Annotated in this window: 14 protein-coding genes, 1 tRNA gene and 1 pseudogene; 5 read left to right on the forward strand and 11 right to left on the reverse strand. The window is 69.2% G+C overall.

What is annotated here, in order from left to right:
- Positions 1-131: 131 nt before the first annotated feature.
- The 4 genes from OG698_RS29165 to OG698_RS29180 all read right to left on the reverse strand — a co-directional run bounded on the left by OG698_RS29165 (position 132) and on the right by OG698_RS29180 (position 4,930).
- Positions 132-1,607, reverse strand: a complete 1,476-nt coding sequence (locus OG698_RS29165) for a GH1 family beta-glucosidase (RefSeq protein ID WP_406106509.1) — start codon at positions 1,605-1,607, stop codon at positions 132-134.
- Between the two features lie 64 nt (positions 1,608-1,671).
- The gene (locus OG698_RS29170) at positions 1,672-2,577 is read right to left on the reverse strand and encodes a carbohydrate ABC transporter permease (RefSeq protein WP_406106511.1); all 906 of its coding nucleotides are present in this window, start codon (positions 2,575-2,577) and stop codon (positions 1,672-1,674) included.
- Complete coding sequence (locus tag OG698_RS29175) at positions 2,574-3,605, reverse strand: carbohydrate ABC transporter permease (protein ID WP_406106513.1); 1,032 nt, start codon at positions 3,603-3,605, stop codon at positions 2,574-2,576. Before OG698_RS29175 ends, OG698_RS29170 begins: the two co-directional genes overlap by 4 nt.
- A complete protein-coding gene (locus OG698_RS29180; protein ID WP_406106515.1) occupies positions 3,602-4,930 on the reverse strand; it encodes an ABC transporter substrate-binding protein in 1,329 nt (442 codons plus the stop codon). Before OG698_RS29180 ends, OG698_RS29175 begins: the two co-directional genes overlap by 4 nt.
- Before the next feature lie 254 nt (positions 4,931-5,184).
- Between OG698_RS29180 and OG698_RS29185 the strand changes: the two genes are divergently transcribed.
- Entirely contained in the window at positions 5,185-6,231 is a 1,047-nt protein-coding gene (locus OG698_RS29185; protein ID WP_383084790.1) for a LacI family DNA-binding transcriptional regulator, read from the forward strand.
- 102 nt (positions 6,232-6,333) lie between these two features.
- Here the strand turns inward: OG698_RS29185 and OG698_RS29190 are convergent.
- The 4 genes from OG698_RS29190 to OG698_RS29205 form a co-directional block, all read right to left on the reverse strand.
- Positions 6,334-6,406: transfer RNA gene (locus tag OG698_RS29190), tRNA-His, on the reverse strand.
- Positions 6,407-6,527: 121 nt separating this feature from the next.
- On the reverse strand, positions 6,528-7,130 hold the full coding sequence (orn, locus tag OG698_RS29195; protein WP_266670785.1) for an oligoribonuclease: 603 nt from the start codon (positions 7,128-7,130) through the stop codon (positions 6,528-6,530).
- Positions 7,131-7,140: 10 nt separating this feature from the next.
- Entirely contained in the window at positions 7,141-8,352 is a 1,212-nt protein-coding gene (locus OG698_RS29200) for a helix-turn-helix domain-containing protein (RefSeq protein ID WP_399973700.1), read from the reverse strand.
- Between the two features lie 407 nt (positions 8,353-8,759).
- Positions 8,760-9,065: a hypothetical protein gene (locus OG698_RS29205; protein ID WP_406111347.1), complete on the reverse strand. Its 306-nt coding sequence runs from the start codon at positions 9,063-9,065 to the stop codon at positions 8,760-8,762.
- A 381-nt stretch (positions 9,066-9,446) separates the two neighbouring features.
- Here OG698_RS29205 and OG698_RS29210 point away from each other — a divergent pair, with 381 nt between their 5' ends.
- Entirely contained in the window at positions 9,447-9,971 is a 525-nt protein-coding gene (locus OG698_RS29210) for a universal stress protein (RefSeq protein ID WP_326775641.1), read from the forward strand.
- A 148-nt stretch (positions 9,972-10,119) separates the two neighbouring features.
- Complete coding sequence (locus OG698_RS29215) at positions 10,120-10,689, forward strand: GPR1/FUN34/YaaH family transporter (protein WP_406106519.1); 570 nt, start codon at positions 10,120-10,122, stop codon at positions 10,687-10,689.
- A 128-nt stretch (positions 10,690-10,817) separates the two neighbouring features.
- On the opposite strand, the gene glmS is transcribed toward OG698_RS29215, so the two are convergent.
- Both glmS and OG698_RS29225 read right to left on the reverse strand, forming a co-directional pair.
- Positions 10,818-12,635, reverse strand: a complete 1,818-nt coding sequence (glmS, locus tag OG698_RS29220; protein WP_406106521.1) for a glutamine--fructose-6-phosphate transaminase (isomerizing) — start codon at positions 12,633-12,635, stop codon at positions 10,818-10,820.
- Between the two features lie 17 nt (positions 12,636-12,652).
- Positions 12,653-12,910: a hypothetical protein gene (locus OG698_RS29225; RefSeq protein WP_399973705.1), complete on the reverse strand. Its 258-nt coding sequence runs from the start codon at positions 12,908-12,910 to the stop codon at positions 12,653-12,655.
- 212 nt (positions 12,911-13,122) lie between these two features.
- Between OG698_RS29225 and OG698_RS29230 the strand changes: the two genes are divergently transcribed.
- Positions 13,123-14,703 (forward strand): purple acid phosphatase family protein, encoded by a 1,581-nt coding sequence (locus OG698_RS29230; protein WP_406111349.1) that lies wholly within the window; start codon positions 13,123-13,125, stop codon positions 14,701-14,703.
- Positions 14,704-14,750: 47 nt separating this feature from the next.
- Here OG698_RS29230 and OG698_RS29235 read toward each other — a convergent pair.
- Positions 14,751-14,843: pseudogene (locus tag OG698_RS29235) on the reverse strand (Tat pathway signal sequence domain protein); the annotation flags it as partial.
- 103 nt (positions 14,844-14,946) lie between these two features.
- Here OG698_RS29235 and OG698_RS29240 point away from each other — a divergent pair.
- The gene (locus tag OG698_RS29240; protein ID WP_406106523.1) at positions 14,947-16,641 is read left to right on the forward strand and encodes a beta-N-acetylhexosaminidase; all 1,695 of its coding nucleotides are present in this window, start codon (positions 14,947-14,949) and stop codon (positions 16,639-16,641) included.
- The last annotated feature ends 1 nt before the right edge of the window (position 16,642 follow it).

Consider the following 16,642-nt stretch of genomic DNA (forward strand, 5'->3'; position numbering starts at 1 on the left):
CGTGCGTCGGTTCGCTTCGGGTGGTGCCCCGCTTCGGTGCAGTTCGCTTTTCGGGTGCGCCGCTGCTGTGCCGGGTTGTCCTTCGGGTGCGGGGCGTCCCCTCCCGTTCCGTACGCGGCTGACCGCCGGTGCTACTTCTGCGGTGGGGGCGGGAGCGTGTTGCTGCGTGACGCTTGTGCGTACCAGTGCGCGCTCGACTTCGGCGTACGTTTCTGGGTCGCGTAGTCCACGTGGACCGCCCCGAAGCGCTTCTCGTAGCCGTACGCCCACTCGAAGTTGTCCATCAGCGACCAGAGGTAGTAGCCGCGGACGTCCGCGCCGTCCTTGATCGCGCGGTGTACGGCTGACAGGTGGCCGTGGAGGTACGCGATGCGCTCCGGGTCGTGGACCCGGCCGTCCGGGTCCGGCTTGTCGTCGTACGCCGCGCCGTTCTCCGTGATGTACAGCGGCAGGCCCGGTGCCTCCCTGGTGTAACGCATGATCAGGTCGTGCAGGCCCGTCGGGTCGATCGTCCAGCCCATCTCCGTGCGCTCGCCCGGGGACTGGTGGAACGCGATGTCATCCGCTCCCGGCCAGGGGGAGTGGTCGCTCGCCCCGTGGCCGTCGGATCGGGTTGTGGGTGCCGACGGGGCCGCGGAGACGAGGGACGGGGTGTAGTAGTTCAGGCCCAGCGCGTCCAGCGGCTGGTGGATCGTTGCCAGGTCTGTGCTTTCCACGAAGGACCAGTCCGTGATGCGTGTGGTGTCCGTGATCAGGTCCGCCGGGTACTCCCCGTGCAGCATCGGGCCGTGGAACACGCCGTTGGCCAGGTTGTCGATGCGTCGGCGGGCGTCGTTGTCGGCGGCGCTGGTGGGTGAAAGGGGCCTGACGGTGGAGGAGTTGAGGCTCACTGCTACTTCTGCTCGGGGTGGCAGCGTCTGGCGCAGGGCCTGTGTCGCCAGGCCGTGGGCCAGGTTGAGGTGGTGGGCCGCTCGGAGTGTTGCCGCCGGTTCCGTCCTGCCCGGGGCGTGCACGCCCGAGCCGTAGCCCAGGAACGCGCTGCACCAGGGCTCGTTGAGCGTGATCCAGAAGTCCACCCGGTCGCCCAGTGCCTCCCCGACCATGCCCGCGTACTCCGCGAAGCGGTACGCCGTGTCGCGTGCCGGCCAGCCGCCCGCGTCCTCCAGCTCCTGCGGCAGGTCCCAGTGGTAGAGGGTCAGGGCCGGCTTGATGCCCTGGGAGAGGAGTTCGTCCGTCAGGCGTCGGTAGAAATCCAGGCCCCGCTGTACCGCGGGGCCCCGGCCCGTGGGCTGCACCCTCGGCCACGAGACCGAGAAGCGGTACGTGGCCAGGTCCAGGTCCTTCATGAGGGCCACGTCATCCCGGTAGCGGTGGTAGTGGTCCACCGCCATGTCGCCCGTGTCACCACCCGCCGTCCTGCCCGGCGTATGGCTGAACGTGTCCCAGATCGACGGCGTCCTGCCGTCCTCCCTCACCGCCCCCTCGATCTGGTACGCCGAGGTCGCCGCTCCCCAGAGGAAGTTCGGCGGGAAGGCGGGGGAGGGGGTGGATGTGGGGGCTGAGGTGGTGGGGGTTGCTGTGGGTGTGTTTGTAATGGGCCTAGGCATGGAAGCGCTCCCATCGGTAGGAAGGTGTGGGGTGGGGCCGCCGCTCGCGGCGACCCCACAGAAGTCAGCCCTTTACCGCGCCCTGCATGATGCCGCCCACGATCTGCTTGCCGAACAGCAGGAACGCGATCAGCAGTGGCAGCGTGCCGAGCAGGGCGCCGGCCATGATCACCGAGTCGTCGGGGATGTAGCCGGTGCCCAGTTGGTTGAGGGCCACCTGGACCGTCGGGTTCTCTCCGTTGAGCGCGATGATCGGCCACAGGAAGTCGTTCCACGCCATCACGAACGTCAGCAGCCCGAGCACCGCCATCGCCGGGCGCGCCGCCGGGAAGACCACGTGCCAGACGACCCGCAGACTGCTCGCCCCGTCGACCCGGGCGGCCTCGATGAGTTCGGTGGGCAGCGCCTGGACCAGGTACTGGCGCATGAAGAACGTGCCGAAGGCGCTGACCAGGGTCGGCAGGATGACCGTCTGCAGATGGTTGGCCCAGCCCAGGTCCGTCATCCACAGGTAGAGGGGGACCACGGCCAGTTGGGGCGGGACCATCATCGTGCCGATTGTCATCAGCAGGAGCGCCGTGGAGAAGCGGAAGCGAAGTTTCGCGAAGGCGAAACCGGCGAGTGTGGAGAAGAGGACCGTCCCGATGGTGATGGTGCCGGCCACCAGGATCGTGTTGAACATCGCCGCGCCCATGCCCGCTTGGTTCCAGGCTGTTTCCAGGTTCTTGAACAGGTTGCCGCCGAACCAGAACGGCGGTGGCGTCTGCGCGAGGCGGGCATTGGTGCGTGAGGCCGCGATCGTCGTCCAGAGCAGGGGGGCCAGTGACAGTGCGGCGAACAGGGTGAGGATCACGTAGGTGAGGGGTCCCGCGTGCAGTTGTCTGCCCGCGCCCGTCATGCGTGTTCGGCGCCGGCCCGAGGTGTCCCCCTGCTTCGCAACCTGAGGGAGCGTCACATCAGTGGTGGTCATTGGGACTTCCTCAGCCGTCGGGAGATCAGCAGGTTGACCGCGGCGATGACCAGGAGGATCAGGAACATCGACCAGGCGATCGCGGACGCCTTGCCGAGGTTGCCGATGATCCAGCCCTGGTCGTACATGTACAGGCCGAGGGTCTGGTACTGGTGCTCCGAGCCGCCCTTCGTGCCGCTGACCCCGCCGAACAGCAGAGGTTCGCCGAAGAGCTGGGTCGCGCCGATCGTGGAGACGACCACGGTGAACAGGATCGTCGGGCGCAGCATCGGAACCGTCACATGCCGGAACTGCTGCCAGCGGCTCGCGCCGTCCAGGGCCGCCGACTCGTAGAGGTCCGCCGGGATCGCCTGCATCGCCGCCAGGTAGATCAGCGAGTTGTAGCCCGTCCACCGCCAGATCACGATCGAGGAGACCGCGAGCTGCGAACCCCAGTCGGACTCCCGCCAGTTGACCGGGTCCATGCCGAGCAGGTCCAGGAACCAGTTGATCATTCCGCTGTCCGGTGCGAACAGCAGGACGAAGACGAGCGTCGCCGCCGCCACCGACGTGGCGTACGGGGTGAGCATGACGACGCGCCACACGGTCGAGCCGCGCAGCCGGTAATGGAGCATGTGCGCCAGCCAGATCGCCGCGATCAGCTGGGGAACCGTCGAGATCAGGCCGATGGTGAACGTGTTCTTCAGGGCGTTCCAGAAGAAGTCCGAGGCGAACAGGTTCTTGTAGTTGTCGAGGCCCGCCCAGGTCTGCGTGTCCAGCGAGGAGAGCTGGACGTGGTGCAGCGAGTACCACGCGGTGTAGAGCAGCGGTACGAGGGAGAAGGCGCCGAAGATGATGAAGAAGGGGGAGATGAACGCGTACGGCGACGCCTTCATGTCCCAGCGGTACAGGCGGCTGCGCCAGGAGTCGACGCCCGCCGGGCCCTTACCGCGACCCCGAGCGTCCCGCGCCGCGCCCGGCTCCTGCGAGCCGGGCGCGGCGTCGGCACTCGGCGCGGACTGCGCGAGAGCCTCGTCGGAGCTGGTCACTGGCCGAGCACGTCCTTGACCTCCTTGGTCGCGGCGTCCCAGCCCTGCTTCGGGGACTTGCCCTTCTGCTCGACCTGGAGGATGCCGACGTCGGTGATCGCGGTGCCGATCGGCTGGTCCTTGATGCCGAAGACCTGGACCGGGATGGTCTTCGCCGAGTCGGAGAAGATCTGTGTCAGGGGCGCGTCCGAGAAGAACGTCGTCGTCGCGGCCTGCGGCTTCAGGCTGCCGTACGCCGACGGCGTGGACGGGAAGCTGGCCTGCTTGGCGAAGACCTTGGCCTGCTGCTCGGGCGCGGTCAGCCACTTCGCGAAGGCGATGGCCTCCTTCTGGTGCTTGCTCGCCGTCGGCACGCCGATGAACGAGCCGCCCCAGTTGGCCGCGGTCGGCGCGGCCGCCACGTCCCACTTGCCCTTGCCGGCGTCACCGGACTTCTCCTGGATGTAGCCGAGCATCCACGCGGGGCAGGCCACCGTGGCGAAGGTGCCGTTGGCGAAGCCCTGGTTCCAGGTCTGGTCGAACTGCTTCAGCTTGGCCGACATGTTGCTGGTCGCTACCTCCATGGCGGCGTTCCAGGACTTCTTCACCCCCGTGGACTTGTCCCAGATGACGCTGCCGTCCTTGTCGTAGTACCGCTGCTCCTCGCCGCCGAGCGCCGCGTTGTACACGGAGGACGCGGAGTCCACGTACTTGGTCTTGCCCGGCGCCTTCTTCATGTACTGCTTGCCGAGGTCGACGTACTTGTTCCAGTCGCCCTTCCACTGCGCGGCGAGCTTGGTGCGGTCGGTCTCCAGACCGGCCTTCTCGAACAGGTCCTTGCGGTAGCAGATCGCCATCGGGCCGACGTCCGTGCCGAGCCCGATGAGCTTGCCGTCCTTGGTGGTGGCCTGGGCGTTCTTCCAGTCCAGCCACTGCGACTTGTCGACCTCCTTGCCGAGGTCGACGAACTTGTCGGCCTGTGTCTGGACGGCCTCCGTGATGTTGCCGACCTCGATGGCCTGGACGTCGTCGGTGCCGGATCCGGCCTGCAGCCTGGTGAGGGTCTTCGGCCAGTAGACGTCGGTGCGGGTGGTGACGTTCTCCTTGATCGTGATGTTCGGGTGCAGCTTCATGTACTCGTCGTAGAGCCCGGCCTGCTTGTAGCCGAAGACGCCGAACGTGCCGATCGTGACCGTGGTTCCGCCCTTGCCGTCGGCGCCCCCGCTCGAACCGCCGTCGGATCCTGCGTCGTCATCGCTCGCGCACCCGGCGAGCAGCCCTGTGGCCAGGGCGGCGACGACCGCAAAGGTCATCGCGCGTCGGGACGTACGGGCAGTCGTGCGCATTGCATCCTCCAAAGAACTCACTTGCTCTGAAGTGCCAACCCCGGCCAACTGCCTTGCTGGACCCGTTCGTTCACGTGCGGCTCGGGCGGGGAACGTGCGGCTTCTGTATACGTCCAGTAGAGTGGGAGCGCTCCCACCGGTGATGTGTTGAAGAGTCGTCGCTCGGCCCGGGGGTGTCAAGACACCCGGCAGCGACAACTTGGCGCGGTTATAGGGCTGTTAGATTCCGCGTGAGACTTGGGGAGGCAGAAGTCATGGCGGCTCGCGGCACACACAGCAGGCGTCCGACTCTTGAGGAGGTCGCCGCCCGCGCGGGTGTGGGCCGGGGCACGGTCTCCCGGGTGATCAACGGATCGCCCCGGGTGAGCGACGCGACCCGCGCCGCGGTCGAGGCCGCCGTCGCCGAGCTCGGCTACGTACCGAACACGGCGGCCCGCGCCCTCGCCGCCAACCGCACCGACGCCATCGCCCTCGTCGTGCCCGAACCGGAGACACGTTTCTTCGCCGAGCCCTACTTCTCCGACATGCTGCGCGGTGTCGGCGCCCAGCTCGCCGAGACCGAGATGCAGCTCCTGCTGATCTTCGCGGGCAACGACCGGGAGCGGCAGCGCCTCGCCCAGTACCTCGCGGCCCACCGCGTCGACGGCGTCCTGCTGGTGTCCGTCCACGCCGACGACCCGCTGCCCGATCTGCTCAGCCAGCTGGAGATCCCCGCCGTCATCAGCGGCCGCCGCTCCGCCGCCGAGACGCTGCCCTCGGTGGACTCCGACAACTTCGCGGGCGCGTACTCGGCCGTCGAACACCTCCTGAGCCGCGGCCGCACCGCCATCGCCACGATCACGGGCCGGCTCGACGTGTACGGCGCCCAGCGCCGCGTCGACGGCTACCGCGCCGCTCTCGGCGCGGCCGGCCGCGAGGTGGACGAGCGGCTCATCGTGCCGGGGGACTTCACTGAGGAGGGCGGCCGGCGCGCGATGACCGAGCTGTTGGAGCGCTGCCCCGAAGTGGACGCGGTGTTCGCCGGGTCGGACGTGATGGCGGCGGGCGCCCGCCAGGTGCTGCGCGAGGCGGGGCGTCGTATCCCCGACGACGTCGCCCTGGTCGGCTACGACGACTCGGCGATCGCCCGGCACATGGACCCGCCCCTGACCAGCGTCCGCCAGCCGATCGAGGAGATGGGCCGCGCCATGATCGACCTGCTCCTCGCCGAGATCGCCGACCGCCGCCCGGTCGCGTCCCGCGCACTCGACGGCCGCCGGCTGGTCCTTCCGAACGAGCTGGTGGAGCGCGCTTCGTCCTGAGGGGTGCGCGTCGGGCTCAGGCGTGCGTGTCGTCCTGAGCGGCGCGGGGCGCCACAACGATCAAGGCCCCGGTTCTTTCGAACCGGGGCCTTGATCGTTCAGGGTGAGTGACGGGACTTGAACCCGCGGCCACCTGGACCACAACCAGGTGCTCTACCAACTGAGCTACACCCACCATGTCCGGTCGTTTGTGTTTCTTCCGACCGGCCGAGAAAAAGTGTACAGGGTCCGAAGGGGTGCTCGCGCACGCCTTTTCCGGACCCCGTACACAGGGGACGGAAACGCGGTGCGAGGTGCTATTCCGCAGGCGGCGCGTGCTTGGCCGCGATCTTCTTCGCGGTGTCGGAGTCGGGTCCCGGCTGCGGGACGAAGACCGCCTCGCGGTAGTAGCGCAGCTCGACGATGGAGTCGCGGATGTCGGCGAGCGCGCGGTGGTTGCCGTTCTTTTCCGGACTGTTGAAGTACGCCCTCGGGTACCAGCGGCGCGCCAGTTCCTTGACCGAGGACACATCGACGATCCGGTAGTGGAGGTAGTCCTCCAGCGTCGGCATGTCCCGGAGCAGGAAGCCGCGGTCGGTGCCGACCGAGTTCCCGCACAGGGGCGCCTTGCCCGGTTCCTTGACGTGCTCGCGTACGTACGCGAGGACCTGCTCCTCGGCGTCGGCGAGCGTCGTGCCGCCCGCGAGCTCGTCGAGGAGGCCCGAGGCGGTGTGCATCTGCCGCACCACCTCGGGCATGGTCTCCAGGGCCTCGGCGGGCGGGCGGATCACGATGTCCACGCCGTCGCCGAGTACGTTCAGCTCAGAGTCGGTGACCAGTGCGGCCACCTCGATGAGCGCGTCATTCGCCAGCGAGAGCCCGGTCATCTCGCAGTCGATCCACACCATGCGATCGTTCATGCGCCTTACCCTACGGCGCACTCCTCTGCCCGGGCAGACTCGCGCGCCCCGCCGCATACGCGTCCGAGCTGGGTTTGCCCGGATCTGTCGGCAGTGAGGCGGTGGGTCCCGGGTAGGTTCCGGCCGCCGCGGTGCGCCGTGACTGGGCCGGGACCGGGGTCTCCGGTCCCAGCGCCGCCGCGATCTCCACCGGCTTCTCCGGCTGTGGTCTGCGGGCCCGGTAGGCCGCGCGGTACGCGGCCGGGGATGAGCCGAGCTGGCGCCGGAAGTGCCCGCGCAGGGCGACCGGCGAACGGAAGCCGCAGCGACCGGCGACCTCGTCGACCGAGTAGTCGGAGGTCTCCAGGAGCCGCTGGGCCTGCAGCACCCGCTGGGTGATCAGCCACTGCAGGGGGGCGCTCCCGGTGAGGGAGCGGAACCGGCGGTCGAAGGTGCGGCGGCTCATATAGGCGCGCGCGGCGAGGGTCTCCACGTCGAACTGCTCGTGGAGGTGCTCCAGCGCCCAGGCGACGACCTCGGCCAGCGGGTCGGCGCCGATCTCCTCAGGTAAAGACCTGTCGAGGTAGCGCTCCTGGCCGCCGCTGCGGCGCGGCGGGACCACGAGTCTGCGGGCGAGCGCTCCGGCCGCCTCGTTGCCGTGGTCCGTGCGCACGATGTGCAGACACAGGTCGATGCCGGCCGCGGTTCCGGCGCTCGTCAGGACGTCACCGTCGTCCACGAAGAGCTCGCGCGGGTCCACGTGGACCGACGGGTAGCGCTTGGCCAGCGTCGGCGCGTACATCCAGTGGGTGGTCGCCGGTCGGCCGTCGAGCAGGCCGGCCGCGGCGAGCACGAAGGCTCCGGTGCACAGTCCGACGATGCGCGCGCCTTCCTCGTGCGCGCGGCGCAGCGCGTCGAGGGCCTCCTCCGGTGGCGGCGAGGTGATCGACCGCCACGCGGGCACGACGACGGTGCCCGCCCGCGAGATCGCGTCGAGCCCGTGGGGCGCGGTGAGTTCGAGGCCGCCCGTCGTGCGGAGCGGGCCCTCCTCACCGGCGGACACCAGCAGCCGGTAACGCGGTACCCCGGCGTCCTGGCGGTCGATGCCGAACACGGAGAGCGGAATGGAACTTTCGAAGATGGGTCCGCCGCTGAACAGCAGCACCGCGACTATTTCCCGGCGGCGTCGCCCGGAAAGCTTCCGAGCTGCGGCCTCCGGCGCAGCAGTGGAGTCGTGGCTCATCCCGCTAAGCCCCCCTCGGTGGTCGCGGCGCCCTTTGTAGTGTGACGGGCTTGTCGCTCCAGCACGTTTCCCCTCGGTCCTGCAGAGTCCCCCGCCGATGGACAGTCATGATCGAATCTACTGTGTCCGGTGGTCCCGTCGTGACCAGTTGAGGATCCGGCAGATTGTCGACATGGCAACTTGGCGTGAAGCATTCGATCACGAAGCGTGGCACTCAGGGGCGTTGCAGGGAAGTGCGCCTCAACTCAGTGGCCGGTCCCCGTAGGGTGCAAGCGCCTTCTACGGTCCTTTCATGCCTGGTGGCACGGGGGTTGGAGGCGGGTGACGGCAAGAAATGCATGGCCGGGCGAAGTTGGCTGAAAATATACGTGGTAGTGCGCGGGAACCAGTCAGCCCTCCGGCGCACATCATCCCGTGCGGCGACCGCCCTTGCGCGCCCCCGGCACCGTTCCGCCGCGCCGGCCCCTGTGGTCGCAGGACCGTACCGGAGCCGGCCGCGCCGCGCCCCGTTCGGACTGGCGCAGCAGCACCCGGCAGACCCCGGTCACCGCGGCGAGCCCGAGGGCCGCGCCCATCGCCCCGGCCAGTGAGATCCCGTATCCCACCAGGACGACCGGGACCAGGACGCAGCTGAACGCCGCCCAGCGGACGACGTCGCTCACCGTGTCCGTGCCGGACGTCTGCGTCGCCTCCCGCCGGCCCTCGGGCGGCAGCTCCTCGCATGGGGCGTCGGCGGACGGGTACACGATGGACGGTCCGGGCACGGCGCGCTCCCTGTTGCTGTGGGTACGCACGTTCAACGCGTGGTCGTGCGACCGGTCACTCGGCCGAACCGGGGGTGCCGGTACCGTACCCAAACCGTCTGTACGGGGCAGCAACCATTGCCATACGGGCGCGGCCTCGTGCATGCTCCCCTGAACGCCGCGGAGCGTGCGCTTAACCGGGCAGACGACTCTGGGCAGAGGAGGAGTGTCGCCGTACCCTTGGGGGTATGGGCTTGGGAAGATGATTCCCGGACACAGCTCCGCCGCTCCCTGTCGTCCCTCCACCGAGGATCCGTCGAGGATCCAGAGGACCTAATCGCCGAGATACCCATGGCCGGTCACGAATTCCCTGAACCCGCGGACCGCAAGCGGCAGGTCGCCGATCCCACGGCGACCCCCCAGGCGGCGGAAGAAACACGTCAGTCCTGCGATCCCGCCTTCAAGCACGGAGTGGTCGTCGGCTTCGACGGCTCGACCTCCAGCGAGCGGGCCCTCGCCTACGCCATCGGCATGGCGCACCGTTCGGGCTCCGGCCTGATCATCGTCCACGTCGCCAACCGGCTGCCCACCACGGTGTGGGCGGGCTGCGAGCCGCCGGTCTTCGTCGATGTGCCGGACCACCGCACCGAGGTGCTCGGGCTCGAGCTCGCGTGTGCGGAGTATCTGTCCGAGGTGCCCTGGATTCTCGTCGAGCGCGGTGGCGACATCTGCCACGAACTCGAAGAGGTGGGCCGGGAGTACGAGGCCGACGCGATCGTCGTCGGCTCCACGCACGGGATCGTCGGCCGGATCTTCGGCTCGGTCGCGGGACGGCTCGCGCGGCGCGCCAGGCGCCCGGTCATAGTCATCCCGTAACTCCCTTGAGCCCGAGGTGAGATGGGCGAATCCTACTCGCGCGTAGAGGTGCTTTGTGCCTTTGTGAAGGGTACATACCGGTCGCTGGACCATCGCAGGGCCCAGTACCGCGCGCAGCACAACTGCACCCGCACGAAGGGAGCCCGCCGTGGACAAAGACGTCTCCGCGGGAAGCACGACCTCCACTCTCGGCCATCTCGCCCTGGGACTCACCCTGTTGGCCTTCGGCCTCGGTCATACCGAAGTGATCGACGGCGTGACGGCCGCGAACGCCGTATCCCTCGCGACGTACGTCAGTGGCATCGCCCTGTTCGTCGCCGGCCTGCTCGCCTACCGAGCCAGTGACGCCTCGACGGGTACGGCCTTCGCCGCGCTCGGCGCGTTCTGGTTCACCTGGGGCGTCACGGCCGGCGATCCCATGTCGGCCAACGCGCAAGGGCTGTTCCTGCTTCTCTTCGCGCTGCTCGCCCTGAGCCTGACCCTCGGGGCCGCCGGCTCCGGGACTCTCGTGCGCGCGGCGTACGGGGCGCTGTGCGTGGCCCTGCTGCTGCTCGCCGTGGCCGCGTTCGGTGACACGGCCGGGCTCGCCAAGGTCGGCGGCTGGTTCGCCGCGGTGGGCGGGCTGCTCGCCTGGTACGCGGCGACGGCCGCGCTGGGCGGGCTGCCCACGGCCCTGCCGGGGCGTGCTGCCGGCCGGGGGGTGACGGCCACCGGCTGACAGCTGCGGGCCGGGGGAATGGGCGCCCCCGGCCCTCCGTAAAGAACGGGTCCCTGTGCGCTTGGTGGCGCGTATGGGGACCCGTTCTTCTTTACTCGCAGCTTCTGTACTCGTACTGCGGGGGCTGCCTACTCGACCGTGACGGACTTCGCCAGGTTGCGGGGCTTGTCGATGTCGCGGCCCAGGGCCAACGCCGTGTGGTAGGCGAGGAGTTGGAGCGGGATGCCCATGAGGATCGGGTCGAGCTCGTCCTCGTTCTTCGGGACGACGATCGTGCGGTCGGCCTTCTCCTGCTCCTGGTGCGCGACCGCGAGGATGCGGCCCGAGCGGGCCTTGATCTCCTCGAGGGCGGCGCGGTTCTTCTCCAGGAGGTCGTCGTCCGGGACGATCGCGACCGTGGGGAGCGCCGGCTCGATCAGGGCGAGCGGGCCGTGCTTCAGCTCGGAGGCGGGATAGGCCTCGGCGTGGATGTACGAGACCTCCTTGAGCTTGAGCGAGGCCTCGCGGGCGACGGGGTAGCCACGGACCCGGCCGATGAACATCATCGAGCGGGCGTCGGCGTACTCGTCGGCGATCTTCTTGATCTGCTCCTCCTGCTCCAGGATCTGCGTGATCTGCCCGGGCAGCTTGCGCAGGCCCTCGATGATCCGCTTGCCGTCGGCGACGGACAGGTCGCGGATGCGGCCGAGGTGGAGGGCGAGGAGCGCGAACGCGACCGTGGTGTTGGTGAAGCACTTGGTCGACACGACGCAGACCTCGGGGCCCGCGTGGACGTACACACCGGCGTCCGACTCGCGGGCGATCGCCGAGCCGACGACGTTGACGACGCCGAAGACGCGGGCGCCCTTGCGCTTCAGCTCCTGCACGGCGGCGAGGACGTCGTACGTCTCACCGGACTGGGAGACGGCGATGTACAGGGTGTCGGGGTCGACGACCGGGTTGCGGTAGCGGAACTCGGAGGCCGGCTCGGCGTCCGCGGGGATGCGCGCCAGCTCCTCGATCATCTGCGCGCCGATCAGGCCCGCGTGGTACGAGGTGCCGCAGCCGAGGATCTTCACGCGGCGCACGCTGCGCGCCTCGCGGGCGTCGAGGTTGAGGCCGCCCAGGTGCACGGCGGAGAAGCGCTCGTCGATGCGGCCGCGCAGGACGCGGTCGACGGCCTCCGGCTGCTCGAAGATCTCCTTGTGCATGTACGTGTCGTGACCGCCCATGTCGTACGAGGCGGCCTCCCACTCGACGGTGGTCGGGGACGCGGTCGTGCGCGTGCCCTCCGTCGTGTAGGTGCGGAAGTCGTCGGCCTTGAGGGTGGCCATCTCGCCGTCGTCGAGGGTGACGATCTGGCGCGTGTGGGTGACCAGGGCGGCGATGTCCGAGGCGACGAACATCTCCTTCTCGCCGATGCCGAGGACGACCGGGGAGCCGTTGCGGGCCACCACGATGCGGTCGGGGAAGTCGGCGTGCAGCACGGCGATGCCGTACGTGCCCTCGATCAGCCGGAGCGCCTCGCGGACCTTGTCCTCGAGCTTCTCGGCGGGGGAGCGGGCGATGAGGTGGGTGAGGACCTCGGTGTCCGTCTCGGAGAGGAAGGTGACGCCCTCGGCGGTCAGCTTCGCGCGCAGGTCGGAGGCGTTGTCGACGATGCCGTTGTGGACGACGGCGACCTTGTTGTCCGCGGACATGTGGGGGTGCGCGTTCTCGTCGGACGGTGCGCCGTGAGTGGCCCAGCGGGTGTGGGCGATGCCCGTGGTGCCCTTGAAGCGGGCGGGCACCTTGGCCTCCAGGTCGCGCACGCGGCCCTTGGCCTTCACCATTTTCAGGCCACTGGCCTTCGGGCTGGTGATGACGACGCCCGCGGAGTCGTAGCCGCGGTACTCCAGGCGCTGCAGTCCCTCGAGCAGCAGTGGTGCCACGTCACGCTTACCGATGTAACCGACAATTCCGCACATATGTGTACTGATCCCCTCTAGCCGTAGACGATGCGCCGAAGCTGCCGCAGGGACAGCTCGGGCGGCGCGACCGCGCGGTACTTCAGGTCCGCCGAGATCCGTTCGAAGATCTCCGCGTTCACCAGGCCCTGACCCTGGAGTTCGCGGTGGCGGCGACGGACGAACATCTCGGTCGTCTCGTCGAAGTAGGCGAGCACGTCCTGGATCACCCGCAGTGCCTCGCCCCGGTTCAGGGGCGAACTGCGCGTCAGGTGATCAACAAGTTCGTCGTGCACTCGGATGATCCTGGAGGAAGAGGGGGCCGTTCGCAAGAATTCTGCCCGATTTCGGGCAGGGGTGCGTCGTCCGGCATGGGTGCTGGGGTTCTTGGGACAGCTGTGGTCAAGGCTTGAAGGGCGCCATGCCGCTTGTTCGGCGTGCGTTCACATGCCGTATCCGGCCGGGATGAGTGACCCGAGCAACTTTTCTGGTCATGGACATTCCCCGCATGGGCGTACCCGAGCAGCTCGCCGACCGGAGCCTGGCCGAGCAGCACGAGTACCTGCGCAGCAAGTTCTCCCGCCGCACGATGATGCGCGGCGGCGCCGTCACCCTGGGCGCGATCGCGGGCGGCGCCTTCGTACCGGGCGCTGCGAGCGCCTCCGTTCCCACCCAGGCCGGGCGGACCCCCGGCCACGTACCCGCCGCCCAGAAGGTCGACGGCGCGCTCGTCGCGCCCTTCGCCCGCCACCTCGCCTACGGCACGGACGCCCGTACCGAGATGACCGTCTCCTGGCAGGTCCCGGTCGCCGTCAAGAACCCGTACATCCGCGTCGGCGTCCACCCCTGGGACCTCTCGCGGAAGATCGAGGCCGAGGTCCGGCCCCTCTACACCCCGGCCGGGGTCGGCACCGGCGCCGACCACACCCAGTACTACCTCCACGCCCAGCTGACCCGGCTGCGCCCCGGCACCACCTACTACTACGGCGTCGGCCACGACGGCTTCGACCCGGCCGCCGCGCACCTGGCCGGCACGCTCGGCACCTTCAGGACGGCGCCCTCGCACGGCGAGCCGTTCACCTTCACGGCCTTCGGCGACCAGGGCGTCAGCTACCACGCGCTGGCCAACGACAGCCTGATCCTGGCGCAGAACCCGGCGTTCCACCTGCACGCCGGAGACATCGCCTACGCCGACCCGTCGGGTTCGGGCCAGACCGGCGACACGTTCGACGCCCGCACCTGGGACCAGTTCCTCGCCCAGACGGAGTCCGTCGCCAAGCAGGTGCCGTGGATGGTCGCGTACGGCAACCACGACATGGAGGCCTGGTACGCGCCGCACGGGTACGGCAGCCAGCAGGCCCGCTTCACCCTGCCGGACAACGGCCCCGACGCGAAGAACCTGCCCGGCGTCTACTCCTTCGTGCACGGCAACACGGCGGTCATCTCGCTCGACGCCAACGACGTGTCCTGGGAGATCCCGGCCAACCTCGGCCTGTCCGGCGGCACGCAGACCTCGTGGTTCGAGCGGCAGCTGAAGAAGTTCCGCGCCGACCGCGACGTCGACTTCATCGTGGTCTTCTTCCACCACTGCGCGTACTGCACCGCCACGAGCCACGCCTCCGAGGGCGGCGTGCGCAAGGAGTGGGTGCCGCTGTTCGAGAAGTACACCGTCGACCTCGTCATCAACGGGCACAACCACGTCTACGAGCGCACCGACGTGCTCAAGGGCGACCGGGTCACCAAGGAGCTGCCGATCGGCGGCACGGCGTACCCCGAGACCGACGGCGTCGTGTACGTCACCGCGGGCGCTGCGGGACGCAGCCTGTACGCGTTCCCGGTCGACGACACGTACGAGGGGCACGAGAAGGAGGTCGACCCGTTCGCGTCGTTCGTGGTCCAGCCCGACGGCAGCAAGAAGGACATCACCGTCGACTGGTCGCGCGTGCGCTACACGAACTACTCGTTCCTGCGCGTCGACGTGGAGCCGGCGCCGGCGGGCCACACGGCGAAGCTGACGGTGCGCGGCCTCGCGGAGACCGGTGAGGAGATCGACCGCTTCGTCATCGCGCGCAAGGTGCGGCGGGGCTGAGGCCACGGCAGGGCCCGCCCCTTCGGGAAGGGGCGGGCCCTGCGCCACATCCTCCTCGGTGCCGCGCGCTTCGCCGCGCTGAACTCCTCGTCCGTCAGCACCCCGGCCCGGCGCGGCTCGCCCAGCGCACGCAGGCGCCGCCAACACGGCTGACGGAACGGCCAGTTCACCCAGGGTTTCTGTCGTCCACCCCGGTAAGAATTGGTCTACACCCTTGACCCGCTCATGGGGCGGACGGTACCCATGGTGACTGTTCGGCTGCACAGATGTGAAACCCCCCGCGATCCACGACCCAGTCGCTCGTCGAAGGGACCGTTTGTGAGACAGCAACAGAAGCAGCGCCGCAGGACCGCCCGGCTGTTCGGGTCGCTGCTGCTCGTCGCGGCCGCGGGGGTGTCCGCCGTCGGCGCCGCCCCGTCACCGGGTGCGGGATCCGCCGCCGCGACCCCGCTGGGCCAGGTCGTGCCCGCTCCGGCCTCGGTGGCCGCGGGCGGACCCGCGTACGAGATCACCTCGAAGACGCGGATCCGCGTCGAGAAGGACTCGAAGGAGGCGCGGCGCGTCGCGGGCTATCTCGCGGACGTCCTCCGGCCCTCCACCGGCTATCGGCTGCCGGTCACGGGTGACGGCGGACGCGATGGCATCCGGCTCGAACTGAGCAGCAGGGCGCAGGACTTGGGAGCGGAGGGATACCGGCTCGTGTCCGGTCGCGGCTCCGTCACCATCACCGCCCACAAGGCCGCCGGTCTCTTCCACGGCGTGCAGACCCTGCGCCAGCAGCTGCCCGCCAAGGTGGAGAAGAGCAGCAAGCAGACCGGGCCGTGGCTCGTCGCGGGCGGCACCATCGAGGACAGCCCCCGGTACGGCTACCGCGGCGCCATGCTCGACGTCTCCCGCCACTTCTTCGGCGTGGACAAGGTCAAGCGCTACATCGACGAACTCGCCCTGTACAAGGTCAACAAGCTGCATCTGCACCTGAGCGACGACCAGGGGTGGCGCATCGCCATCGACTCCTGGCCGAAGCTCGCCACATACGGCGGGTCCACGCAGGTCGGCGGCGGGCAGGGCGGTTACTACACCAAGGCCCAGTACAAGGAGATCGTCCAGTACGCCGCCTCGCGGTATCTGGAGGTCATACCCGAGATCGACATGCCGGGCCACACGAACGCGGCGCTCGCCTCGTACGCGGAGCTGAACTGCGACGGTGTCGCGCCGCCGCTCTACACCGGCACGAACGTCGGCTTCAGCTCGCTGTGCGTCAACAAGGACCGCACCTACGACTTCGTCGACGACGTGATCCGTGAGCTCGCCGCCATCACGCCCGGCAAGTACATCCACATCGGCGGCGACGAGGCGCACTCCACCAGCCATGAGGACTACGTCACGTTCATGGACAAGGTGCAGCCGATCGTCGCCAAGTACGGGAAGACCGTGATCGGCTGGCACCAGCTGACCGGCGCCACCCCGGCGAAGGGCGCCCTCGCCCAGTACTGGGGTCTCGACGGGACCAGCGCGGCCGAGAAGGCGCAGGTCGCGGCGGCGGCGCAGAAGGGGACGGGGATCGTCATGTCGCCGGCCGACCGTCTCTACCTCGACATGAAGTACAACAAGGACACCCCGCTCGGTCTCGCCTGGGCCGGGTACGTCGAGGTGCAGCGCTCGTACGACTGGAACCCGGGCAGCTACCTTCCGGGCGTTCCGGCATCGGCTGTTCAGGGCGTCGAGGCGCCGCTGTGGTCGGAGACCCTGTCGACCTCGGCGCAGGTCGAGTACATGGCCTTCCCGAGGCTGCCGGGTGTCGCCGAACTCGGCTGGTCGCCTGAGGCCACGCACGACTGGAACACGTACAAGGTGCGGCTCGCGGCGCAGGGCCCGCGCTGGGACGCGCTCGGCATCGGCTACTACAAGTCGGCGCAGGTGCCCTGGCCCGCCGGGTAGG

The organism is Streptomyces sp. NBC_01003 (assembly GCF_045162695.1).
Lineage (GTDB): Bacteria > Actinomycetota > Actinomycetes > Streptomycetales > Streptomycetaceae > Streptomyces.